At 67.6% G+C, this 22,221-nt stretch carries 23 protein-coding genes; 4 read left to right on the forward strand and 19 right to left on the reverse strand.

Annotation, left to right across the window (positions count from 1 at the left end; all coding sequences use genetic code 11):
- Positions 1 to 116: 116 nt before the first annotated feature.
- From WJ16_RS29760 to WJ16_RS29795, 8 genes are all read right to left on the reverse strand, one after another.
- Positions 117 to 989 carry an L-fucono-1,5-lactonase gene (locus tag WJ16_RS29760; RefSeq protein ID WP_069260554.1) on the reverse strand — a complete coding sequence of 291 codons (873 nt, stop codon included), beginning with the start codon at positions 987 to 989 and terminating at the stop codon, positions 117 to 119.
- Between the two features lie 72 nt (positions 990 to 1,061).
- The gene (locus tag WJ16_RS29765; protein WP_069260555.1) at positions 1,062 to 2,003 is read right to left on the reverse strand and encodes an ABC transporter substrate-binding protein; all 942 of its coding nucleotides are present in this window, start codon (positions 2,001 to 2,003) and stop codon (positions 1,062 to 1,064) included.
- Between the two features lie 88 nt (positions 2,004 to 2,091).
- Entirely contained in the window at positions 2,092 to 3,129 is a 1,038-nt protein-coding gene (locus WJ16_RS29770; protein ID WP_069260556.1) for an ABC transporter permease, read from the reverse strand.
- A gap of 25 nt (positions 3,130 to 3,154) precedes the next feature.
- Positions 3,155 to 4,693: a sugar ABC transporter ATP-binding protein gene (locus WJ16_RS29775; RefSeq protein WP_069260557.1), complete on the reverse strand. Its 1,539-nt coding sequence runs from the start codon at positions 4,691 to 4,693 to the stop codon at positions 3,155 to 3,157.
- A gap of 12 nt (positions 4,694 to 4,705) precedes the next feature.
- A complete protein-coding gene (locus WJ16_RS29780) occupies positions 4,706 to 5,482 on the reverse strand; it encodes an SDR family oxidoreductase (RefSeq protein WP_069260558.1) in 777 nt (258 codons plus the stop codon).
- A gap of 70 nt (positions 5,483 to 5,552) precedes the next feature.
- The gene (locus WJ16_RS29785) at positions 5,553 to 6,830 is read right to left on the reverse strand and encodes an L-fuconate dehydratase (RefSeq protein ID WP_069260559.1); all 1,278 of its coding nucleotides are present in this window, start codon (positions 6,828 to 6,830) and stop codon (positions 5,553 to 5,555) included.
- Positions 6,831 to 6,853: 23 nt separating this feature from the next.
- The gene (locus WJ16_RS29790) at positions 6,854 to 7,696 is read right to left on the reverse strand and encodes an ureidoglycolate lyase (protein WP_069260560.1); all 843 of its coding nucleotides are present in this window, start codon (positions 7,694 to 7,696) and stop codon (positions 6,854 to 6,856) included.
- Between the two features lie 66 nt (positions 7,697 to 7,762).
- On the reverse strand, positions 7,763 to 8,527 hold the full coding sequence (locus WJ16_RS29795; protein WP_069260561.1) for an SDR family oxidoreductase: 765 nt from the start codon (positions 8,525 to 8,527) through the stop codon (positions 7,763 to 7,765).
- A gap of 665 nt (positions 8,528 to 9,192) precedes the next feature.
- Here WJ16_RS29795 and WJ16_RS29800 point away from each other — a divergent pair.
- The 3 genes from WJ16_RS29800 to WJ16_RS29810 all read left to right on the forward strand — a co-directional run bounded on the left by WJ16_RS29800 (position 9,193) and on the right by WJ16_RS29810 (position 11,149).
- Positions 9,193 to 9,483 (forward strand): DUF3331 domain-containing protein, encoded by a 291-nt coding sequence (locus WJ16_RS29800; protein WP_069260562.1) that lies wholly within the window; start codon positions 9,193 to 9,195, stop codon positions 9,481 to 9,483.
- Positions 9,484 to 9,649: 166 nt separating this feature from the next.
- Positions 9,650 to 10,636 carry an oxidoreductase gene (locus WJ16_RS29805; protein WP_069261219.1) on the forward strand — a complete coding sequence of 329 codons (987 nt, stop codon included), beginning with the start codon at positions 9,650 to 9,652 and terminating at the stop codon, positions 10,634 to 10,636.
- A gap of 213 nt (positions 10,637 to 10,849) precedes the next feature.
- Positions 10,850 to 11,149: a DUF4148 domain-containing protein gene (locus tag WJ16_RS29810; protein WP_069260563.1), complete on the forward strand. Its 300-nt coding sequence runs from the start codon at positions 10,850 to 10,852 to the stop codon at positions 11,147 to 11,149.
- A 198-nt stretch (positions 11,150 to 11,347) separates the two neighbouring features.
- Here the strand turns inward: WJ16_RS29810 and WJ16_RS29815 are convergent, their stop codons facing one another.
- From WJ16_RS29815 to WJ16_RS29840, 6 genes are all read right to left on the reverse strand, one after another.
- Complete coding sequence (locus tag WJ16_RS29815) at positions 11,348 to 12,535, reverse strand: TauD/TfdA family dioxygenase (RefSeq protein WP_069260564.1); 1,188 nt, start codon at positions 12,533 to 12,535, stop codon at positions 11,348 to 11,350.
- 22 nt (positions 12,536 to 12,557) lie between these two features.
- Positions 12,558 to 13,514, reverse strand: coding sequence for an alpha/beta hydrolase (locus WJ16_RS29820; RefSeq protein WP_069260565.1), 957 nt, complete (start codon positions 13,512 to 13,514; stop codon positions 12,558 to 12,560).
- 33 nt (positions 13,515 to 13,547) lie between these two features.
- On the reverse strand, positions 13,548 to 14,036 hold the full coding sequence (locus WJ16_RS29825; RefSeq protein WP_069260566.1) for a thioesterase family protein: 489 nt from the start codon (positions 14,034 to 14,036) through the stop codon (positions 13,548 to 13,550).
- Positions 14,037 to 14,047: 11 nt separating this feature from the next.
- Positions 14,048 to 15,013 (reverse strand): L-carnitine dehydrogenase, encoded by a 966-nt coding sequence (locus WJ16_RS29830; RefSeq protein WP_069260567.1) that lies wholly within the window; start codon positions 15,011 to 15,013, stop codon positions 14,048 to 14,050.
- A gap of 88 nt (positions 15,014 to 15,101) precedes the next feature.
- Positions 15,102 to 16,031, reverse strand: coding sequence for a 3-dehydrocarnitine:acetyl-CoA trimethylamine transferase CdhC (cdhC, locus tag WJ16_RS29835; RefSeq protein ID WP_069260568.1), 930 nt, complete (start codon positions 16,029 to 16,031; stop codon positions 15,102 to 15,104).
- A 79-nt stretch (positions 16,032 to 16,110) separates the two neighbouring features.
- Entirely contained in the window at positions 16,111 to 17,064 is a 954-nt protein-coding gene (locus tag WJ16_RS29840) for a choline ABC transporter substrate-binding protein (protein WP_069260569.1), read from the reverse strand.
- A gap of 609 nt (positions 17,065 to 17,673) precedes the next feature.
- Here WJ16_RS29840 and WJ16_RS29845 point away from each other — a divergent pair.
- Positions 17,674 to 19,257: an isocitrate lyase gene (locus WJ16_RS29845; RefSeq protein ID WP_069260570.1), complete on the forward strand. Its 1,584-nt coding sequence runs from the start codon at positions 17,674 to 17,676 to the stop codon at positions 19,255 to 19,257.
- A gap of 170 nt (positions 19,258 to 19,427) precedes the next feature.
- Here the strand turns inward: WJ16_RS29845 and WJ16_RS29850 are convergent, their stop codons facing one another.
- The 5 genes from WJ16_RS29850 to WJ16_RS29870 all read right to left on the reverse strand — a co-directional run bounded on the left by WJ16_RS29850 (position 19,428) and on the right by WJ16_RS29870 (position 22,220).
- Positions 19,428 to 19,868, reverse strand: a complete 441-nt coding sequence (locus WJ16_RS29850; protein ID WP_175911260.1) for a c-type cytochrome — start codon at positions 19,866 to 19,868, stop codon at positions 19,428 to 19,430.
- A 101-nt stretch (positions 19,869 to 19,969) separates the two neighbouring features.
- Positions 19,970 to 20,470 carry a c-type cytochrome gene (locus WJ16_RS29855; RefSeq protein ID WP_069260572.1) on the reverse strand — a complete coding sequence of 167 codons (501 nt, stop codon included), beginning with the start codon at positions 20,468 to 20,470 and terminating at the stop codon, positions 19,970 to 19,972.
- Complete coding sequence (locus tag WJ16_RS29860) at positions 20,467 to 21,003, reverse strand: methylamine dehydrogenase light chain (protein WP_069260573.1); 537 nt, start codon at positions 21,001 to 21,003, stop codon at positions 20,467 to 20,469. Before WJ16_RS29860 ends, WJ16_RS29855 begins: the two co-directional genes overlap by 4 nt.
- A 39-nt stretch (positions 21,004 to 21,042) precedes the next feature.
- Entirely contained in the window at positions 21,043 to 21,669 is a 627-nt protein-coding gene (mauD, locus tag WJ16_RS29865; RefSeq protein ID WP_069260574.1) for a methylamine dehydrogenase accessory protein MauD, read from the reverse strand.
- Positions 21,666 to 22,220 carry a MauE/DoxX family redox-associated membrane protein gene (locus tag WJ16_RS29870; protein ID WP_069260575.1) on the reverse strand — a complete coding sequence of 185 codons (555 nt, stop codon included), beginning with the start codon at positions 22,218 to 22,220 and terminating at the stop codon, positions 21,666 to 21,668. The genes mauD and WJ16_RS29870 overlap by 4 nt, the downstream gene beginning before the upstream one ends.
- Position 22,221 lies beyond the last annotated feature (1 nt).

Genomic DNA, 22,221 nt, shown 5'->3' on the forward strand with positions numbered 1-22,221 from the left:
GACCGTTCGCGCCTATTTTATATGGCGGGGCCCGTGAGCCGCCCCGCGCATCGATGCGGCCGCAACCATCGATGCGCGACGACGGCCGCCGGCATGCGTCCGACGAAGCCGCGCACTCACGCCGGCAGCCCGTAACACCGCGCGGCCGTGCCGCCCCACAATGCGTCGCGCTCGGCCGCCGACAGCCGCGTTTCGGCCCAGCGCTCGACGAGCGACGCGACTTCGTCGTACGACGCGGCCAGCAGACACACGGGCCAGTCCGACCCGAACATCAGCCGCTGCGGGCCGAACGCGTCGAGCGCCGCATCGAGGCATTGCTCGATATGCCGGATGTCCCGCGCGCGCAATCCGCGCCGCCAGTCGGCCTCGGTCACGAGCCCCGACAGCTTGCACGCGACATGCGGCATCGCGCCCAGTTCATGCAGCGCCGCGCGCCAGCGCGGCAACGCGGTTTCGTCATGCTCGAATGCCGCCAGCGCGGGCTTGCCGACATGGTCGAGCACGAGCCAGTGCGCATCGTGCCGCGCGCAAAACGCGCGCACGTCCGGCAACTGGCGTTCGAACACGAGCACGTCGTACATGTAACCGTTCGCCTGCAGCCATGCGACGCCGCGATTGAAGCCCGCGTCCGCGACGAACGCCGCGACGTCGGCTTCGTCCTGCACCTGGTGACGAAAGCCGCGCAGCTTCGGGCTGCGCCATTCGGCGATGCGCTCGGCGAGCTGCGGCGCGGCGAGATCCTCCCAGCCGACCACCGCCGCGATGCGCGCATCGTCGCGCGCGAGATCGAGCAGGAACGCCGTCTCGTCGCGCCCGGCGCGCGCCTGCACCGCGATCGACGCGCCGAGCGCCTGCGCATGCATCAGCGGCCCCAGCGCATCGGGCAGATAGTCGCGCGCGAGCACGTCCATCCCCGGGCCGATCCACGGGTAGTCGGCCGCGCGATAACGCCAGAAGTGCTGATGCGAATCGATACGCATTGCGCTCATGATGCCCTCGTGTCCGGTCGCCGCAGCGGCGGCGGCGTGTGCTGCCGCCGCCCCCGCCGCTCGAGGCGGCAATCAGTCGTACAGCACCGCCGCGATCTTCGGATCGTCGATATTGGTCTTGTCGTACCAATAGAACCCGGTATCGATGACCTTCGGCAGCTTCTCGCCCTTGGTCGCCTTCACGGCCGCCTCGACCGTCTTGTAGCCGATCCCGATCGGGTTCTGCGTGATCGCGCCGGCCATCAGCCCGCTGCGGATCGCATCCTTCTGCTGCTTGCCCGAATCGTAGCCGACGATCACGACCTTGCGCTTCATCTCGCGCACGCCGTTGACCACGCCGATCGCCGAGCCCTCGTTGGTGCCGAACAGCCCCTTGAGCTTCGGATACGCCTGCAGGATCGACTTCGTCACTTCGGTCGACTTTAGCTGGTCGCCTTCGCCGTACTGCACGGTCACGACCTGCACCTTCGGGTGCGCGGCCTTCATCCGGTCGAGGAAGCCGTCGCGGCGGTCGATGCCGGTGCGGCTCGTCTGGTCGTGCGCGACCACAGCCACCTCGCCTTCGTCGCCGATCAGCGCGGCGAGCTTGTCGGCGGCGAGCGCGGCGGCGGCCTTGTTGTTGGTCGCGGCCGTCGTCACCGGGATGTCGCTGTCCACGCCCGAGTCGAACGCGATCACCGGAATCTTCTCGGCCTGCGCCTTCTTCAACAGCGGCAGCGCGGCCTTGCTGTCGAGCGCGGCGAAGCCGAGCGCGGCCGGTTTCTTCGCGATCGCGGCCGACAGCATGTCGATCTGCTTGTCGACCATCGCCTCGGTTTCGGGGCCTTCGAACGTCACCTTCACCTTGTAGTCCTTCGCGGCCTGCATCGCGCCCGATTTCACGGCCTGCCAGAACTGATGCTGGAACCCTTTCGAGATCAGCGGGATATACGCTTCCTGCGCGTGCGCGCCGGCCGTGACGCCGACGGCGAACGTCAGCCCGACGACCGCATTCAACACCTTGCTCCTGATCACTTCGCGTCTCCTTTTTTCGTATCGACTGGAACGACTGGAACACCGGCCGGAACCGGCGATGAAGCACATGCATGCACAGGTGCGTGCCTCAGCGGCGGCGCCGGCGCAGGATGTCGACGTAGACGGCGAGAATGATGATCACGCCCGTCACGACCGTCTGCCATTCCTGCGCGACCGACATGATGCGCAGGCCGTTGGTCAGCACGCTCATGATGAACGCGCCGATGATGGTGCCGACGATGCTGCCCGCGCCGCCCGACAGCGACGTGCCGCCGATCACGACGGCCGCGATCGCATCGAGCTCGTAGCCCTGCCCGAGCGCGGGCTGCGCGGAATTGAGCCGCGACGCGATCAGCAGTCCCGCGATCCCGCATACCGCGCCGCTGAACGTGTAGACCGCGATCTTCCATGCATCGACGTTCACGCCGGACAGCCGCAGCGCTTCCTCGTTGCTGCCGAGCGCGAACGTGTAGCGGCCGAAGATCGTGCGGTTCAGCACGATCGACGCGCCGATCGCGACGAGGAACAGGATCAGCACCGCGTTCGGAATCGGCAGCGCGGGAATCAGGTTGCCGATCAGCGAATCCTGCGCGATCGACGTGAAGCCCGGCGTGTCGTTGAAGTAGATCGGCCGCGTGCCCGAGATCACGAGCGACAGCCCCTTGAGCAGCATCATCATCCCGAGCGTCGCGATGAACGGCGGCACCTTCATCTTCGCGATCACGAAGCCCGACACGCAGCCGGACAGCGCGCCGAAACCGAGCGCGGCCAGAATCCCGAGCGGCAGCGGCATTCCCCACTTCGTCAGCACGACGCCGGCCATCACCGCGCAGAACGTCATCAGCGTGCCGACCGACAGGTCGATGCCCGACGTGATGATCACGTACGTACACGCGACGGCCAGCACGCCGTTCACCGCGGTGGCCTGCAGGATCGACACGAGGTTGTCGACTTCGAGGAAGTTCGGCGACGCGACGCTGAAGAACACGATCAGCAGCACGAGGCTCGCGAACGCGAGCAGCTTCTGCCGCGCGGCCGGGTTGAAGAAGCGCGACTTCAGGCGCGATGCGGCGGCCGGCGGGTCGCCGGAGGCCAGGGGCGGAACGGGATGCGTATCGTTGGACATGATCGGGTAGACGTCTGAATCGGAATCAGGACAACACGGTCGACTCGCGCTGCGTCGCGAGCTGCATGATCTTTTCCTGCGTGGCGTCGGCCGCGCGCAGTTCGCCCGTCACGCGGCCTTCGCACATCACGAGAATCCGGTGGCTCATGCGCAGCACCTCGGGCAGCTCCGACGAGATCATCACGATCGCCTTGCCGTCGGCGGCGAGTGCGTCGAGCAGCTTGTAGATCTCGCTTTTCGCGCCGACGTCGATGCCGCGGGTCGGCTCGTCGAAGAACAGGATGTCGCAATCGCGCAGCAACCACTTCGCGATCACGATCTTCTGCTGGTTGCCGCCCGACAGCAGGCGCGCCGGCTGCGCGACCGACGGCGTGCGAATCGCGAGCTGCCGTACGTACGACTGCGCGGTGTCGCGCATCTTGCGCGCATCGAGAAACACGCCGCGGCGCACGAAGCGGCGCATGCTCGACAGCGCGATGTTGTTCTGCACGTCCATCCCGACCGCGAGCCCGAAGTGCTTGCGGTCTTCGGACAGGTAGCCGATGCCGTGCCGGACCGCATCGGCCGGCGTGCGGATCGTCACGGCCCTGCCGTGCACGCGGATCTCGCCCGCGTCGACCGGGTCGGCGCCGAACACCGCGCGCGCGACCTCGGTGCGGCCCGCGCCCATCAGCCCGGCGAAGCCGAGAATCTCGCCGCGCCGCAGCGTGAAGCCGACGTCGCGGATCGCGCGGCCGCGCGACAGCCCACGCACTTCGAGCGCGATATCGTTCGCCGACGTATCGGGCGGCGTGCGGGATTCGGTGGCGAGCTGGCGGCCGACCATCATCGCGATGATCGACTCCATCGACGTGCCGGCCATCGGCACGGTCGCGACGTACTTGCCGTCGCGCATCACGGTCACGCGATCGGCGATCTGGCGCAGCTCGTCCATCTTGTGCGAGATGTAGACGATGCCGACACCGTGCGCGCGCAGGTCGCCGATGATGCGGAACAGCTCGGCGATCTCCGCGTTGTTCAGCGCGGCGGTTGGTTCGTCCATGATCAGCACGCGCGAGTCGAACGACAGCGCCTTCGCGATCTCGACCATCTGCTGCTTCGCGACCGTGAGCCGGCCCACCGGCGTGCGCGGATCGAGATCGAGCCGCATCCGCTGAAAGATCGCGGCTGCATCGCGGTTCAGTTTGTCTTCGTCGACGAACACGCCGAAGCGGCCGCGCGGCTCGCGGCCGATGAAGATGTTCTGCGCAACGCTCAGATGGTTCATCAGGTTCAGTTCCTGATGGATGATGCCGATGCCGAGCGCCTGCGCGCCGCGCGGATCGGCGATCTCCACCGCGCGGCCGTCCATCCGTATCTCGCCTTCGTCGCGCTGGTAGACGCCCGCGAGGATCTTCATCAGCGTCGACTTGCCGGCGCCGTTCTCGCCCATCAGCGCATGCACTTCGCCCGCGCGCAGGTCGAAACGGCAATCGTCGAGCGCCTGCACGCCCGGAAAGCGCTTGCCGATGCCGGTCAGCGCGATCAGCGGCGGCGTGGCGGGCAGGTTCAGGTCGGGTTGCATGGATCGCGGCCCTCAGCTGATCGCACGGTCGAGATGCGTATAGCCGCCGTCGACGAACAGCCACTGGCCGGTCGTGTGCGACGCGCGCTCCGACAGCAGGAATACAGCCGTGTCGGCGATTTCGTCGGCCGTCGTGAAGCGCTTGCCGAGCGGCACCTTGGCCGCGATGCCGGCGAGCTTCGCGTCGGGGTCGTCGAAGCCCGCGAGCCAGTTCCGGTACAGCGGCGTCATCACCTCGGCCGGGATCACCGCGTTCACGCGCACGCCGTCGTCGCGCAACGCGACGGCCCATTCGCGCGTCAATGCGAGCTGCGCGCCCTTCGATGCGCAATAGCCGCTCGTGTTGCCCTGCCCGGTAATGGCCGTCTTCGACGACACGTTGACGATCGCGCCGCGCGCGGCCTTCAGGTGCGGCACGCAGTAGTGCGCCATCACGTAGTAGTGGATCAGGTTGCGTTCGAGCGACGCGACGAACGCGTCGCGCCCGGCCTCGAGCCCGACGCTGTCGTTGATGCCCGCGTTGTTGACGAGGCCGTCGATGCGGCCGAAGCGCGCGACGGTTTCCGCCACCGCGTCGCGGCACTGCTCGTCCTCCTGCAATTCGACGGACAGGCACACGGCTTGCGGCTGCTTCTGCACGAGCGCGCGCCAGAACGCATCGTCCGGCGTGTGGCGCGCGAACACCACCGGAATCGCGCCCTCTTCGGCCAGCCGCATCGAGATCGCGGCGCCGATGCCCGACGCGCCGCCGGTCACGATCGCGACCTTGTGTTGCAGATTCAGATCCACTTCGCGTCTCCGTCGTTCATGTTGTCGCCGCACGCGACGCGCGACGCGCGCCATCGTGCATGGCCGTGCTTCAACCGCGGAACCGGTATTGCTCCAGCGATTCGGGCTTCATCTCGATCGAGAAACCGGGCGCCGTCGGCGGCAGGTACGCCGCGCCGCGCACGACGCACGGTTCGACGAAATGCTCGTGCAGGTGATCGACGTACTCCGTCACGCGCCCTTCCTTCGTGCCGGCAATGCACACGTAGTCGATCATCGACAGATGCTGCACGTACTCGCACAGCCCGACGCCGCCCGCGTGCGGGCACACCGGGAGCCCGTACTTCGCGGCCATCAGCATCACCGCGAGAATCTCGTTCACGCCGCCGAGGCGGCACGCATCGATCTGCACGACGTCGATCGCGCCGCGCGCGATGAACTGCTTGAACAGCACGCGGTTCTGGCACATCTCGCCGGTCGCCACCTGCACGGGCGCGATCGCCTCGCGGATCTTGCGATGCCCTTCGACGTCGTCGGGGCTGGTCGGCTCCTCGATGAACCACGGCCGCGCGAACGCCAGCTCGCGCACCCAGTCGATCGCCTCGTCCACTTCCCATACCTGGTTCGCGTCGATCATCAGCTTGCGATCGGGGCCGATCACTTCGCGCGCGATCGTCACGCGGCGGATGTCGTCCTCCAGGTTCGCGCCGACCTTCAGCTTCACGTGGTCGAACCCGGCCTCCACCGCCTCGCCGCACAGCCGGCGCAGCTTGTCGTCGCTGTAGCCGAGCCAGCCGGCCGACGTCGTGTAGCACGGGTAGCCGTCGCGCTCGAGCGTCGCGATCCGCTCGGCCTTGCCGGGCGCCTGCCGGCGCAGCAGCGCGAGCGCTTCGTCGGGGGTCAGGCAGTCGGTCAGGTAGCGGAAGTCGATCGCCCGCACCAGTTCCTCGGGGCTCATGTCGGCGACGAGCCGCCACAGCGGCTTGCCGACGGCCTTCGCCCACAGATCCCACACCGCGTTGACGACGGCGCCCGTCGCCAGGTGGATCGCGCCCTTGTCGGGGCCGATCCAGCGCAACTGGCTGTCCGACGTCACGTGCCGCCAGAAGCGGCCCATGTCCTCGCGAATCCAGTCGAGGTCGAGGCCGACGACGAGGTGACGCATCGCGTCGATCGCCGCGCAGCAGATTTCGTTGCCGCGCCCGATGGTGAACGTGAGCCCGTGACCTTCGAGGCCGTCGCGGTCGGTTTCGAGAACGACGTAGGCCGCCGAATAATCGGGGTCCGGATTCATCGCGTCGGAGCCGTCGAGCTGGCGCGAGGTCGGGAAGCGCACGTCGAGGACGCGCATCGATCGAATGATAGGCATGACGAATCGTCCGCGAAAGGAATTCAGGCCTGCACGGTGCGCTGGCGCTGCTCGCCGAGCCCGTCGATGCCGAGCGTGATCACCTGCCCGGCGCGCAGATAGACGGGCGGTTTCTGCCCGAGGCCCACACCCGGCGGCGTGCCGGTCGAGATCACGTCGCCCGGCTGCAGGCTCATGAAGCGGCTCAGATAGCTGATCAGGTGCGGCACGCGGAACACCATCGTCGCGGTCGTGCCGTTCTGGTAGCGATGGCCGTCGACGTCGAGCCACAGCCGCAGCGCATGCGGATCGGGCACTTCGTCGGCCGTCACGAGCCACGGGCCGAGCGGGCCGAACGTGTCGTTGCCCTTGCCCTTGTCCCACGTGCCGCCGCGTTCGAGCTGGTATTCGCGCTCCGACACGTCGTTCACCACGCAGTAGCCGGCGACGTGCGACAGCGCGTCGGCTTCGTCGATATAGCGGCCGCCCTGGCCGATCACGACGCCGAGCTCGACCTCCCAGTCGGTCTTCTCCGAGCCGCGCGGAATCTCGACGTCGTCGTTCGGCCCCGAGATCGCGCTCGTCCACTTGCCGAACACGACGGGCTCCTTCGGGACTTCCATCCCCGATTCGGCCGCGTGGTCGGAATAGTTGAGGCCGATGCAGATGAACTTGCCGACCCGGCCGACGCACGCGCCGATGCGCGGCGTACCGTCGACGAGCGGCAGCGACGACGGCGGGATGTCGCGCAGCCGCGCGAGCGAGGCCGGCGTCAGCGCATCGCCGGCGATGTCGTCGATCACGCCGGACAGGTCGCGAATGCGGCCCTGCGCATCGAGCAGGCCCGGCTTTTCATGGTGTTTGTCGCCAAATCTCAGCAGTTTCATGTCGTCGTCTGAACGGAAACGGAAGGTGAATGGGAAGGCTCGATCGGTCAGGTCAGTTCGACACGGTCAGTTTGACCAGCCGCCGTCGATCAGATGGATCGCGCCGGTCGTGAACGAGGCTTCGTCGGAGGCGAGGTACAGCGCGAGCGCGGCCACTTCGTCCGCGCTGCCGATGCGGCCGATCGGCTGGCGCGCGACGAACGCCTGGCGCACCTCGTCGGTCGACACGTGGCGCGTGCGCGCCTGGTCGGCGATCCGCTGCTCCAGCGACGGCGATTCGATCGTGCCCGGGCAGATCGCGTTGCAGCGGATGCCGCGTTCGACGAAATCGGCGGCCACCGCCTTGGTCAGCCCGATCACGGCCGCCTTGGTGGTGCCGTAGACGAAGCGGTTCGGCACACCCTTCACGCTCGATGCGGCCGACGCCATGTTGATGATCGACCCGCCGCCGGCTTCGAGCATCGCCGGCAGCAGCGCGCGGATCAGCCGGTACATCGACGTGACGTTCAGGTTCAGCGAGAACGCCCACGCGTCTTCGTCGCAATCGAGGATCGAGCCGTGGTGCACATAGCCCGCACAGTTGAACAGCACGTCGAACGCGCGCTCCTGCGCGGCGAGCGCCGCAACGGCCTGCGCGTCGGTCACGTCGAGCCGCCGCGTGACGAGCCGGCCGCCCGCACGTTCGGCATCGGCCTCGAGCCGAACGAGCGCGGCTTCGTTGATGTCGGTCGCCAGCACGTCGGCGCCCTCGCTCGCGAACCGCAGCGCGGTCGCGCGGCCAATGCCCTGCCCGGCCGCCGTCACCAGCGCGCGCTTGCCCTGCAATCTCATGAGCAACTCTCCCGAAAAAGCCGGCCAGCCGTCGGCCGATTGGCACAAAGGACCAAAGGTCCAACCAATAATAGGAAGCGGTTTCGCGTTTGTCACGGAATCAGGATTCAGTATTTACCCCGACGGGAAAATCGGACGACGCGGGAAGCTTCGCGGGTCGACGGCCGCCGCAAGAACACTCCCGGATCTGCCGCAGCGCCCCTGTCGTCGGGGCCTTGGAGCGGCGCCTTCGCCCACGCCCGGCGCGGCGCCGCGCGAACCTGACGAAAAAGTCATGTTCGCGTCAGGGTCTCAACGGGATGCGCGCGCGATCATCACGTACCGGACCGCGCTTCCGGCCCGTCGCCTCCCCGCCCGCGTTCGATCCCTGCGGGCACCTCCGTCCCCCGGCGATGGGCACCGTGACTGGGCGAGCAGACACGGCGCGCGGGCCGATTTTCCGCCCCGGACTTCACGTCCGGGGCGTTTTTGTCTGTGGTTTTCAAGAAAATAAGCGTGGATTGTTTCTGAATCGGCAAAAGGTAATTTGAGCCAGACAGGATGTTTTTTCCGGTCACAGACGCTTACATTTAGCGCACCACTCATGGAAACCGCTACGGATTCGCCCTCGGGTAGTGACATCCACTGCCACGGCCGAAACCGCACGAGCTTTAGGAAACGGCAAAATGAAGGCCTCCAAATCCCTGCCTGTGCTCGATCCCACCGACGTCCACGTCGAAATCCTCGAACGCTCCGATACGCTGCTCGTCGTCCGCTGGGTCGAACCCGGCCGCTGTCATTACGGCGAACAGCGCTGGCGCCGCCGCTTCGCGCAGCGCACCGGCACCTGCGCGCTGTCGCGCCAGGTCATCCATCGCGGCGACGAAGTATTCCGCCCGGCCGAGCGCCCGGCCCCCGCGAACGCGGCCGCGATGATCTCCGCCGCGGAAGTGCTCGCGCTGGCCGGCGGCAGGTAAATCCCGCCCGCCGCGTGTCACGGGCTCGACATCCCGCGATGCGCCCGCGCTAGAAGCGCGTGCCTAATTCCCCCGCTTGTCTGCCGCGCCTGCGCGCACTATCGTTACATCAATCGATGTAATGATTACGCGTCGCGACCGCCCGGTCGCGCCGATGGAGGCAGACATGCATGCATGGAGCGCGCGCCACGTCCCGGCGCAGGGCGGCAAGGTCGCGGTCGTGACCGGCGCCAACAGCGGCCTCGGCTGGCAGCTCGCCGAAACGCTGGCCGCGAAAGGCGCGACGGTCGTGATGGGTTGCCGCGACGCCGCCCGCGCCGCGCAGGCCGCCGACGCGATCCGCCGGCTCCATCCCGATGCCCGGGTCGAAGTCGATCCGCTCGACCTGGCCGACCTCGCGTCCATCGCGCGCTTTGCGGCCGACGTCGCCGAACGCCATGGCCGCGTCGACATCCTCTGCAACAACGCCGGCGTGATGTTCCTGCCGCTGCGCCGTACGCACGACGGCTTCGAGATGCAGTTCGGCACCAACCACCTCGGCCATTTCGCGCTGACCGGCCATCTGCTGCCCGCGCTGCGCGCCGCGCGCCGCGCACGTGTCGTGACGATGTCGAGCGGCCTGAACCGCGGCGGCCGGATCCGCGTCGACGACCTGCGCGCCGAGCACCGCTACAACCGTTATCTCGCCTATTGCGACAGCAAGCTCGCGAATCTCGTGTTCGCGATCGAACTGCAGCGCCGTTTCGAGCGCGCGGCGTTCGCCGGCATCAGCGTGGCCGCGCACCCGGGCTACGCGGCGACCAACCTGCAGTTCGCGGGCCCGGCGATGGACGGGGCGCCGCTTCGCGCCGCGCTGATGCGCGCCGCGAACCGTTATCTTGCGCAGCCGGCCGATCAGGGCGCGCTGCCCGCGATTCATGCGGCGACCGCACCCGATCTCGCCGGCGGCGCGTATATCGGGCCGTCCGGCTGGTTCGAGTCGCGCGGGCTGCCGGCGCCCGCGAGCGTGCCGCGTGCCGCGCGCGACGTGGCGTCGGCGGCGCTGCTGTGGGAAGCGTCGGAAGCCGCGACGGGCGTGCGCTTCCTCGGCGCGGGCGCGCCGGCAGGACGCCCGCCGCGCCGGCCGCTCGACACGGCGGCCGAAGTGCGCTGAGCGCGATGCGTGCCGCGCAACATTCGTCAGACTTATTACACCGACCGAAAAGAAAGCCGGTTGAAAGACTGATTCGACGCGCCACTGTTACCACCCAGGAAACAATCTATCGTCAAAATCAGCGTTTACCCTGAACCTTCCGATGACTAAGATTTGATCAATCGCTCAAGACATGGTGTCGACAGCGAACTCAATAAAACACCGGAGGTCATCATGAAATCGCTCGTTTCCGCAGTCGTTGCCGCTGCCGCCCTGTCCGCTTCGTTCGGCGCATTCGCCCAAAGCACCGTGACCCGCGCGCAAGTGAAGAACGAACTGGTTCAGCTCGAACAAGCCGGCTACAAGCCGGGCCTGTCGAGCCCGTACTACCCGAACGACATCCAGAGCGCCGAAGCGCGTGTTCATGGTGCCGACACCAGCGGCTACGGCGCGCAACCGGCTCCGGTCGTCCACTCGGGCGCCCCGGCCGCAGCGTCGTCGAACGCTCGCGACTCGATCTTCTTCGGTCAGTAAGCCGATGCGCCCCCGGCGGGCGCCGCGCGTCGCGCGATGAAGCAGTCTCAGGACGAGCCCCGTTGCGGGGCTCGTCTTTTTTGTGAAACGCATACCTCCGCCGCCCGGCAGCGGGTGGCTTCGCCCGGGCGCCTTGCGTCCGGGCGCTTTTTCGTCCGCGACGCAAGCGCGCGTGCGGGACGAAGCCGGGTGCGCCAGTCAGCGCGGGACGGCTGCCGAGCGCGACAACACGCGCCACCGCGACAGCAACTCGTCGCGATCGACGTAGCAGCCCTGCAGATGCCGGCGACCGGTAGACGGATCGAATTCCGTCCGCGCATGCAGCACGCGCCGGTTGTCGAACGCCCACATGTCGCCCGCGCGCAGTCGGCGCTGCACCCGAAAGCGCGGCTCGCGCGCCAGTGCAAGGAACCGCCGGTACGCACGATAGACGGCCGCGACCGAGCCGGCCGGCGCATCGAGCGGCCCGCGCAGAAAATTCGCGACGCGCACCTCGGTGACGTTGCCGCGCGCATCGAGCCCGATCACCGGCGCCGAGCAGCGATAGTCGCTGTTCGCACTCTTGTTCCAGAACTCGAACGGTGTCGACGCGAGCCGCTCGAAATCGGCCGGATACTCGCGCCGCAGCGCATCCGCGAGCGCGAAGCCGTCGAGGAACACGCTGTCGCCGCCGGTCGCGTCGTTCGCGAGGCAATGCAGGAACTGCACGCCCGGCTGCAATTCCCGTGTCGGCAAATCGGTGTGCGGCGGCAAATTCAGCGACGTATACGCATTGCTGTCCGGGCGCGGCTTCGATTCGACGTCGAACAGCACGCCGAAATTGCTTTCGCGGATCAGGCCGACGCGGCGCGCGATCTCGTCGACGCGGCCGCGCTCGGCCGGCACGCCTTCGACGCGCGTCAGCCCCGTGCGCTGCAACGCGGCGAGCCACGCGAGCAACGCACCGTCATCCTCCATCACGTCGCGCCACGCGAACACGCCGACGGCCGTTGCATCGTCTCCGGCCCACACGTGCCGGCCGTGCGCGGCCTGGCGCTCCGCGCGCGACGCATCGTCGTACGCATGCGCACGCAGCCAGCCGGGCGACCACGCGCTGCGATGCCCGTCGTTCCACTCGACATGCAGCGCGCCGTCGGCTTCGACGAGCACGGCGAGCGCGCACAGATCCTCGCGCGCATCGGCGATCTCGAACACCTGCTCCCGCGTCACCGCATGCACGCACGCGGAACACGCGCAGTTGTCGCGCAGCCAGTCGAAATGAAACGGCGATCGTCGCGCGTCGCTCCATTCGACATCCACCGCCCCGTCGCCGATCGTCGCCGCCGCAATGGCCGCGTCGGCGGAAAACGTCCGCCAGTCCTCGATACGGTGTTGCGCTGCCTGCATCGTTGCCTCCCGGTAACGCCCGCTACGCGTGTGGTGCGAGCAAAAAACCGCCGACCGTCCGGTGCATCCGAGCGGCCTGCGGGCTCGTCCCGAGCGCGCGCCAACAGCCGTGCACCAGCCCCTCTCCCATCCAGTAGTGCGCGGCCCCGCCGGCCGCGCGAATCCGTTCGACGTACACGCGCGCATCGTCGCGCAGCGGGTCGTGTTCCGCGCCGATCGCGAGCACGGGCGGCAGGCCGTCGAACCGCGAAGCCGCGAGCGGCACCGACGCGCGCAACAGCGGGTGGCCGTGCGCCAGCGCATCGGACAAGCCGCCTTCCCAATACAGCGCGCGATAGCGGTGAACGTCGTCGAGCGTCAGCATCGGCGCGTGCGCTTCGGTTTCACGCGCGGGCGACTGCGGTTCGAAGCCGAGCATCGGATAGACGAGCGCGATACCGTCGAGGCCGGCTTCGCCCGCATCGCGCAACGCGGTGGCCACCGCCGCCGCGAGCATCCCGCCCGCGCTGTCGCCCGCGAGCGTCAGCGGGCGCGCGCACGGCCCGAACGGCCAGCGTGCATCGCGTGCGGCGCGCGTGACTGCCAGGCAATCTTCAAGCGCGGCCGGCGCACGATGCTCGGGCGCCAGCCGGTAGTCGACCGCGATCACGTCGAGCCCCGTATCGGCCGCCAGTTGCGCGGTGATCAGCGCATGGCTGTCGAGCGAGCCGACGACGAAACCGCCGCCATGAAAGAACAGCACGGTGCCGCGCGGCGCGCCGTGCGCGGACGTGTAGCGCCGCAGCGCAATCGCGCGGCCGTCGGGTGTCTGCCACACGGCGTCGTGCTGCACGATGCCGTCCGGCAGCGCGGCCGGCGTCCATTCGGCCGCGAAGCGGTCGTAGAGGCGCCGCTGTGCGTCGGGCGAGCGCGCCGCCGCGTCGGCCGGATACCACGCGTCGACGGCAGCGACGAACGCCGCGATTTCCGGTTCGAGCATCGTGCGCGCTCCGCGGTTGAAGGTGCGCGCCGGCTAACGGCGCGGCGGCAGCCCGATCACGCGGCCCGCATACGCGGGCGCCGCGCAGTCGCGCTGCAATGCGTGCAACTCGGCCACGTGTGCGGCCACGTCGTCGTCGAACGGCGCGGACTTCGCGCCGTCGCGCGTATCGACGTGCAGCAGCATCTGCTCGCTCGCCGATACCGGATCGTCGCGCCCGGGCGCGAACAGTTCGAGATACAGGTGCAGCCGCTTCGCGTCGTGCGCGAGCACGCGTGCATCGACGCGCACCGGTGTGCCCTCCTTGATCTCGTGCAGGTAGTTCACGTGCGCTTCGAGCGTGTAGACCGAGCGGCCCCGCTCGCGACGCGCGGCGTCGTCGAGGCCGATGCGATCGAGCAATGCATCGGTCGCGAAGCTGAAGATCAGCAGGTAGAACGCATCGCGCAGGTGGCCGTTGTAGTCGACCCATTCGGGCCGCACCACGTCGCGGTATATCGTCAGCGGGGTATCGCCCGTCATCGCTTTCGCCCTCAGTCTTCGAATCGCATCCCGTGCCGCGCCTTCACCGCGGCGATCGACTTCAGCACCTCGGTGATGCACTCGTCGCGATAGCGTTCGAGTTCCTTGATGCTGCGCGTGCCCTGCTGTTCGGTCGTGCCTTCGACGACGCGGTCGATCAGCGCATCGGTGAGCGTGGGCGCGACCAGCTTCGTCCACGGCAGTTCGAGCGCGGGGCCGAACTGCTGCATGAAGTGTCGCATGCCCGCGTCGCCGCCGGCGAGCGTGTAGGTCAGGAACGTGCCCATGAACGACCAGCGGATGCCGGCGCCGAAGCGGATTGCATCGTCGATCTCGCCGGTCGTCGCGACGCCTTCGTTGACGAGGTGCAGCGCCTCGCGCCACAACGCTTCGAGCAGGCGATCGGCGATGAAGCCCGGCACTTCCTTGCGCACGTGCAGCGGCCGCATGCCGAGCGAGCGATAGACCGCCATCGCGCCTTCGACCGCTTCCGGCGACGTAAGCGCGCCGCCAAGCACCTCGACGAGCGGCAGCAGGTACACGGGATTGAACGGATGGCCGACCACGCAGCGCTCCGGATGCGTCGCCCGTGCGTAGAAATCGGTCGGCAGCAGCCCCGACGTCGACGACGCGATGATCGCGTCGGGTTTCGCCGCGCGGCTGATCTGCTCATGCAGTTCGAGCTTCAGCGCCTCGCGCTCGGGCGCGCTTTCCTGGATGAAATCGGCATCGGCGACGCATGCGTCGATCGTCGAAACGAAGCGCAGCCGCGCGGGATCGGCGCCCGGCGCGAGGCCGACGCGTTCGAGCGCGGGCCATGCGTTCGCGACGTTCGCGCGCAGCCGCGCTTCCGCGCCCGGCGCCGGGTCCCATACGACCACGTCGAGACCGTGCGCGAGCGCGCGGGAAATCCATCCGCTGCCGATCACGCCGGTGCCGATGGCGGCGAACGTCTTGATGTCGGTCTTCACAGCCATGTCAACGCATCCTTCAAATCAGGGGAAATCGGTGGGCGGCCGCGCCGGAGCGCGCCGCCGCTTCGTATCGATCAGGGGGCGAAACCGCTCACGCGAATTCGGCGACCGGACGGCGTTCGAGCGCACGCTCGCCGCGCGCCGGCAAGCCGAGCTTGCGGCGGCCTTCGGCCGGCGTCAGCACGCGGCCGCCGAGCCGTTCGACGATCTCTCTCGCGCGCTCGACGAGCGTGCCGTTGGTCGCATGCACGCCGCGATCGAGCCAGATGTTGTCTTCGAGGCCGACGCGCACGTGGCCGCCGAGCAGCATCGCCTGCGCGACCATCGGCATCTGCATGCGGCCGATCCCGAAGCCGGCCCAGTGCGCGCCCGGCGGCAGGTTGTCGACCATCGCCTTCATCGTGCCCGTGTCGGCCGGCGCGCCCCACGGAATGCCGAGGCACAGCTGGAACAGCGGCGGATCGTCGAGCAGCCCTTCCTTCAGCAACTGCTTCGCGAACCACAGATGGCCGGTGTCGAAGATCTCCAGCTCCGGCTTCACGCCGAGTTCCTGGATGCGCTTCGCGCCGGCGCGCAACTGCGCGGGTGTCGACACATAGATGTAGTCGCCGTCGCCGAAATTCAGCGTGCCGCAGTCGAGCGTGCAGATCTCGGGCAGCAGTTCCTCGACGTGCGCGAGGCGCGTGAGGCCGCCGACCAGGTCGGTGCCCTTGCCGAAGCGCATCGGGTCCTCGCCCGGGCCGATCTCGAGGTCGCCGCCCATGCCGGCCGTCAGGTTGATGATCACGTCGACGTCGGCCGAGCGGATGCGGTCGACCACTTCGCGGTACAGGTTCGGGTCGCGGCTGCCGCGCCCCGTCTGCGGATCGCGCACGTGGCAGTGCGCGACCGTCGCGCCGGCCTTCGCGGCCTCGATCGCGGCGGCCGCGATCTCCTTCGGCGTGACCGGAATCGCCGGATGCTTGCCGACCGTATCGCCCGCGCCGGTGACGGCGCAGGTGATGATGACTTCGTGGTTCATGCTGGTTGCCTCGCTTGAATCGGGTTGTGTCGCATTGCGGGTGTTTTGTCGGGGCGCACCAGTGGATGCGCGCGGGTCGTCACAGGCCGAGATATGCCTTCACGGCCGGCAGCCCGTCCTTGCCGTCGAACGTCTTGACGCCCGCGAGCCATGGATCGAGCACCTGCGGGTTCTTCTTCAGGTACGCCTTCGCGGCTTCGGCCGGCTTCGTCTTGTTCATCACCGACTGCATCAGCTGGTTCTCGAGCTGCGTCGAGAAGCGCAGGTTCGTGACGAGCTTGCCGGCATTCGGGCAGCGTGAAATGAAGTCGGGCGCGGTGAGCGTGTACACGCGCGCCTCGCCGTAGTTGGGCCCGAACGACGCATCGCCGCCGGAGAGATAGTTCATGCTGAGCTGGATGTTCATCGGATGCGGTTCCCAGCCGAGGAAGACCACCCACTTCTTCTCGCGGATCGCGCGCTCGACCGTCACCAGCATCCCGGCCTCGCTCGATTCGACGAGCTTGAAGCCGCCGAGCCCGTACTGGTTCGTGTCGATCATCTTCTGGATCGTCGCGTTCGCGCTGCTGCCCGGCTCGATCCCGTAGATCTTGCCGTCGAGTTCCGCGCGGTGCTTCGCGATGTCCTCGAAGGTCTTCAGGCCGGCCTGGTATTCGTAGCTCGGCACCGCGAGCGTCGCCTTCGCGCCCGACAGGTTCGGCGGTTCGACGACATTGATCGACTTGCTGTCGAGGAACGGCTGGAGTTGTTTCTGCTGCACGGGCCACCAGTAGCCGAGTGATATGTCGAGCTGCTTGCTCTTCAGGCCGGCGAACGAGATCGGCACCGACGCGATCGTCGTGGTCGGCTTGTAGCCGAGCGCCTCGAACACGGTCGACGCGAGCGCCGTGGTCGACGTGATGTCGGTCCAGCCGATATCCGCGAAACGCACGGTGCGGCAGGTCGCGGCATCCGTTTCGGCAAGCGCCGCGTGTGTGAACGCGCCGGTCGCCAGCACGGCCGCGGCAAGCGCGGCGATCTTCGTCGACTTCATGGTTCGTTTCCTCCCGGTGGGACTCGCGGCAGCCGGTGCGCGGGGTGTGCCCGGCCTGCATCGTGGGAGTAAAAGTAACGAGCCATATTGGTCGCGAGAAGACCGGCGGCGACCTGTTCTTGACTGTTTGCGACTATGAGTGGAAACCACTAGGTTTCTTCAGAGGCTTGGTGGACGGGGTTTTCGAGCGCATTTCCGATTGCGCCGGCTTGTCCGCATGCGGCGCGTCATTGCCGATTCCGACCGCCGCTCGCCGCATGCCGGCGCCACGCCCGGCCCGTGCCGCTCGGCCGTGCCGACGAACGGATGTCACGGGCCCGTGTGAAAGTGGCCCGGCCTCCAGCAGCCGAAAGCGCGTTTCGTATTGCGGAATCCTCGTCGAATTCCCGCGCCGCCGCCTTTTCGTCGCTTGAAAACATGTTTTACATCGCAAAAATCGCAACGTATCTCATTGAAAAACAAGCAAAAATAATGTCTTATGTCTTATATAAGACATCACCAAAAGCCTGACGGGCGGCGTTACCATTCATCCCATGCAGTCCGCTTCGACAGACCTGGCGGACACGCCCAACCCGTTACTCAAACGTGCTTTGCTCCCAGGAGATTGACATGGCCCAGTATCAAGACGACATCAAGGCAGTTGCCGGTTTGAAGGAAACCCACGGCAACGCGTGGAATGCGATCAACCCCGAGTACGCCGCCCGCATGCGTGCGCAGAACAAGTTCAAGACGGGCCTGGACATCGCCAAGTACACCGCGAAGATCATGCGTGCCGACATGGCCGCCTACGACGCCGATCCGTCCAAGTACACGCAGTCGCTGGGTTGCTGGCACGGCTTCATCGGCCAGCAGAAGATGATCTCGATCAAGAAGCACTTCAACAGCACCGAACGCCGCTACCTGTACCTGTCGGGCTGGATGGTCGCCGCGCTGCGCTCGGAGTTCGGCCCGCTGCCGGACCAGTCGATGCACGAAAAGACCTCGGTCAGCGCGCTGATCCGCGAGCTGTACACGTTCCTGCGTCAAGCCGACGCTCGTGAACTGGGCGGCCTGTTCCGCGAACTGGACGCCGCCAAGGACCCCGCCGCGAAGGCCGCGATCCAGGAGAAGATCGACAACCACGTCACGCACGTGGTGCCGATCATCGCCGACATCGACGCCGGTTTCGGCAACGCGGAAGCCACGTACCTGCTGGCCAAGCAGTTCATCGAAGCAGGCGCCTGCTGTATCCAGATCGAAAACCAGGTGTCCGACGAGAAGCAGTGCGGCCACCAGGACGGCAAGGTCACGGTGCCGCACGAAGACTTCCTCGCGAAGATCCGCGCGATCCGCTACGCGTTCCTGGAACTGGGCGTGGACGACGGCATCATCGTCGCCCGTACCGACTCGCTGGGCGCCGGCCTGACCAAGCAGATCGCCGTGACGCACACGCCGGGCGACCTGGGCGACCAGTACAACTCGTTCCTCGACTGCGAAGAGCTGTCGGCCGACCAGCTGGGCAACGGTGACGTGGTCATCAAGCGCGACGGCAAGCTGCTGCGTCCGAAGCGCCTGCCGAGCAACCTGTTCCAGTTCCGCGCCGGCACGGGCGAAGCACGCTGCGTGCTCGACTGCATCACGTCGCTGCAGAACGGCGCCGACCTGCTGTGGATCGAAACCGAAAAACCGCATATCGCGCAGATCGGCGGCATGGTCAGCGAGATCCGCAAGGTGATCCCGAACGCGAAGCTGGTGTACAACAACAGCCCGTCGTTCAACTGGACGCTGAACTTCCGTCAGCAGGCATACGACGCGATGAAGGCGGCAGGCAAGGACGTGTCGGCCTACGACCGTGCGCAGCTGATGAGCGTCGAATACGACGACACGGAACTGGCGGCGCTCGCCGACGAGAAGATCCGCACGTTCCAGGCCGACGCATCGCGTGAAGCGGGCATCTTCCATCACCTGATCACGCTGCCGACGTACCACACCGCCGCGCTGTCGACCGACAACCTGGCCAAGGAATACTTCGGCGACCAGGGCATGCTGGGCTACGTGGCCGGCGTGCAGCGCAAGGAAATCCGTCAGGGTATCGCCTGCGTGAAGCACCAGAACATGTCCGGCTCGGACATCGGCGACGACCACAAGGAATACTTCAGCGGCGAAGCAGCGCTGAAGGCGGCGGGCAAGGACAACACGATGAACCAGTTCTGATACCGGTCATCGTAACGCGAGCCGCCAACCCGTCACGGGTTGGCGGTTTTTTTTTGGCGACACCGCACGCGGCGTGCGCGTCACGCCCCGGCCCGCGCGCTTTCCGCGATCATGCGCACGAACGCATCGGCCCGCATCGTCCCGGCCGCGACATGTCCTGAACGAGTCGGTCAGTAGCGCTCGGCAACGCCGTCGATCCCGCGCGACTGCAACGCGCGAACGAGGCCGGCGCGCACGGTCGCGACGTCGGAAAAAGCGGGACGGCGGTGCGCGGCGACTTCGGCGGCCGTATAAGGCCGGAAGTCGCGCGGCAGCGCGTCGCGGTTCATGGTCGTGAGCACCCAGTTGAGCACGTCGGCCAGATCCTGGTCCGACAGCGCCGAATTCGACGCGCCGGGCACGCGCATCACGTACTCGCGCCCGGCCGGCAGGTGCGTGAAATAGCCGAGCGAGTTGGCCAGCGGCGGCACCTTGCCGGGAATACCGCCGCCCGTCGCCGTGTGGCAGCCCATGCAGTTGAGCACCCAGTGCTGCCGCGCGAGCGCCGCGTCGCCCGCGCCTTCGGCCTGCGCGGATGCCGCGGTGAACCCGACGAGCGCACCGCCCAGCATCAGCCGCAACGCCACGCGGCGCGACACGCTGCCGAACCGACGCACCGCCGCGCACCGCGTGCGCGGCGCGGTGTCGCCCACGGGGGCCGCGCGGGCGAGCCTCACAGGCCGAGCCCCTTGACGACGGTTTCGCGTTGCGCGTGAACGGCCGTGCCGTCCATCTCCTTCCCGCGCGCCGCGCGGATATCGGCCGCCGTGAACGGCTTCGCATCGCCGTGCTGCGCGTTCAGATCGAACACGACGTAGTTGAGCACGTGCGCGATGTCGTCGTCGCTCGCGCTCGCAAACGACGGCATCTTGAAGTTGTAGCTCTTGTCGCGCACCTTTATCTCGCCGAACATCCCGTGCAGCAGCGTCGCGACCAGTTGCGCGCGCCCCGCCGCGGCCGTCGCATACTTGCCCGGATACTCGGTCAGCGGCGGCGCGAGGCCGTCCTGCCCCTTGCCGCCCGCCTGGTGACACACCGCGCACTGCGCATCGAACAGGTTCTTGCCGGCCGGGTAACGCACGGCTTCCTGCGCGCCGGCGACGCCCGCCAGCGCGAAGGCCGCCACGGCCGTCACGCACGCGACAGCGATCTTTTCCGCTTGCTTCCGTTTCATTGCTTTGCCGCTCCCAGCAGAACCGATACCGAACAGTGATAGTTCGAATTGCCGTTGGCCATGCACCAGTTGATGTCGTTGTTCAGCGACAGCTTGTACAGCGGCTTCTCGCGCTCGTTGCGATTGCAGAAGCACTTGCCGCACGACGTCTTGCCGCAGCAGTCGTTGTACGACACGATGTAGTCCGAACCGTCGTGCGGGTTGCGGCACGTGCCGATCCACGTGATCGGCGAAGGCGTGGTGCCCGGCGGGCAACTGCTCGACGTGCCGCCGCAGCAACTGCACAGCCAGCCGTCGATCGCGCAGTATTTCCAGTAGTCGCAGCTCGTCGGGTCGTCGCTCGCCCCGGCCGCCGCCGCACCGGACGCCCCCGATGCCGCGTCGGCCGCATACGCGGTGCGATCGACGGGCAGGAGCGGCAGCATCGCCGACCCCACCAGCACCTTGCCGAGCTTCGCCATCGCGCTGCGCCGCGAACTGTGCTGCGCGACGCCGCGCGCCGACCGCTCGAACCATGAATCAAACAGGCCCATGTGGTTGTTCTCCAATGACGTTGAAAGTGGGTCGGCCGGTCATGCGTGCTGCGCGTGCGCGTCGTGACTGTGATCGCCGTGCACGAACTGCTGCAGCGACGCGACGCCGCGCGCCTTCGCTTCGAACAGGCTCTCGAGATGCTCGCGCGTGTTGACGAGCCCCTTCGCGCGCACGGTGCCCGTTTCGTCGAGCAGCACCGCGTACGGCAGCTTGCCGATCTGGTACGCAAGACCGAGCTCCTGGGACAGCACGTACGGGAAGCGCCCGAGGTCGTGCTTGCGCGCGAAGCGCGCGTGTTCGTCGGCATCGCCGTCGCTCGCGAGCACAATGTTGACCGGCGTCGCCTCGCTCGCCTGCAGCGACGGCAGCAGCGGCAACAGCTTCTTGCAGACCGGGCACGTCGGCGACAGGAAGAACAGCAGCGTCGCGTTGCCCGACGCGTCGATGCCGCCGACCTTCACCCGCGCGCCGCGAATGTCGGTCAGCTCGAACGTCGGCGCGATCGCGCCGACCGCCGGCCCCTTGTCGATCATCAACGCGCCGGCCGGCATGATGCGTTCGTACAGGATGCCGATCTGGCGCACCAGTGCGAGACAGATCGCGCCGAGCGCGAGGACGGCCACCCACAACAGTGCGGTGGAAACGGTGAGAGCGGTTTGCATCATGAATTCCTCAGATGGGAAAGGCGCGGGACGTTGGCGAGCAGCACGTCGACGGTGAGCAGCGCGCAGACGATCAGCAGCACGGAAAAGAACAGCGTCAGGTAGTCGAACCACACGACCGCGCGCGCACCCGGTTCGACGAACGCGGTCGCGGCCAGCGCGGCGAGCAGCAGCGCGCGCCCGACGTGCAGCCAGCCGATGCCGCGCGGTACGTCGGCACGCGCCGCCGCGAAGCCGGAACAGCCGCAGTCGATGTCGGTGTGGCCGCGCAGGAGATTGATCGCGATCGCGGCGGCGAACGCCGCGAGCAGCGCGATCAGGCCGATCGCGCCGGCCATGCGCGTATCGGGAAACAGCAGCGCCGCGGCGCCGACTACTTCCGCGAGCGGAATCGCGAACGCGACAGGTGCGGTCAGTGCGTCGGGCAGCAGCCGGTAGCCGGCGAGTGCCCGACCGAACGCGGCGGGCCGGCGCATCTTCGCGAACGCGCCGAGCAGCACGACGGCGGCGGCGCCGGCCTGCGCGCTGGTGGCCAGTACGGGATCGAGTGTCATC

It is taken from the genome of Burkholderia metallica (assembly GCF_001718555.1).
GTDB classification, from domain to species: Bacteria; Pseudomonadota; Gammaproteobacteria; order Burkholderiales; family Burkholderiaceae; genus Burkholderia; species Burkholderia metallica.